Source organism: Bradyrhizobium sp. th-b2, from assembly GCF_000426785.1.
Lineage (GTDB): Bacteria > Pseudomonadota > Alphaproteobacteria > Rhizobiales > Xanthobacteraceae > Bradyrhizobium > Bradyrhizobium septentrionale.
Genome location: NZ_AUGA01000257.1, coordinates 1 through 1,224 on the forward strand (window position 1 = coordinate 1; position 1,224 = coordinate 1,224).

A 1,224-nucleotide genomic window follows, 5' to 3' on the forward strand; every position below is an offset into this window, starting at 1 on the left:
CCGCGCGGTAAAGCGCTGTTTGTCGGTCCGACGCAGGCGATCTCGACGCGCGCCTATGACCAGGCGGTCGGCATGATCGAGGAGTCGCCGGATCTGAAACGGCGTTTCCGCACGCACGATCATGAGATGATGATCGAGGATCTCGTCACCAAAGCCGAGGCGCAGGTCAAAACCTTCGACGTCAACATCCTAACCGGCGCGATGGGCCTGTTTTTCGTGCTGCTCGACGAGATCCATCTGCTCGGATTCAACGCAAAGGGCGCCAAGGTACTGCGCCAGATCCGCGGCGGCCTCGACAAGACGCCGGAAGGCCTGCTCGTCATGACGACGACGCAAAGCGACGACATTCCTGCCGGAATTTTCAAGTCGGAGCTGAAATTCGCGCGCAATGTTCGTGACGGGAAGTATCGCGGCAAGGTCATTCGGCCGATGTTGCCGCTGCTCTACGAATTTCCGCAGGACATCGCGACGCTGACGCGCGAGGAGCGGAAAAACGGCGTCGAGCCGCGCTGGATGAACCCGGTCAACTGGCCGATGGTGATGCCGAACCTCGGCCGCTCCGGTCCGGCCCTGGCGGAGCTGGTCGCCGATTGGGAAGGCGAGCGCGACAAGGGCGAGGAAGCGATCCGGATCTGGGCGTCGCAGCATCTCAATATCGAGATCGGCCAGGGCATCAATAACGAGGGATGGGGCGGCGCGGATCTCTGGGATGCGCAGGTCATCAAGGGACTCGACCTCGACGCGATCCTGACGCGTTGCGAGGTCGTCACGATCGGAATCGACTCCGGCGGCCGTGACGACCTCCTCGGCCTGGCAGTGATCGGCCGCGAGCGCGGTACGCGGCATTGGCTGTCCTGGTCCTACGCCTGGGCAGATCCGATCGTCCTCGAGCGGCGGAAAGACATCGCGAACCAGCTGCAGGATTTCGTCGAGGAAGGGTCGATGACGATCGTCGACATGGCCGACGCGATCGCGGATCTCGGCGTCCTGGTCGCCCGCATTGTCGCGAGCGGCCTGCTGCCGCAGAAAAACGGCGTCGGCATCGATCCGAACCAAGCGGCGGCGATTATCGAGGCTTTGACCGCGGTCGGCGTGACCGACGACATGCTGCGGCGTCTGCTGCAGGGTTCGGCGCTCGCGCCGGCGGTCTATGGCCTCGATTTCAAGCTCGCCGATGCAACCTTCTGGCATGCCGGGCAGGGTCTTATGTCCTGGGTTGTCGGC

At 63.6% G+C, this 1,224-nt stretch carries 1 protein-coding gene; it reads left to right on the plus strand.

Annotation, left to right across the window (positions count from 1 at the left end):
* Positions 1 to 1,224: terminase (locus K359_RS63950; RefSeq protein WP_029085277.1), on the plus strand; the 1,224-nt coding region annotated here is incomplete at both ends.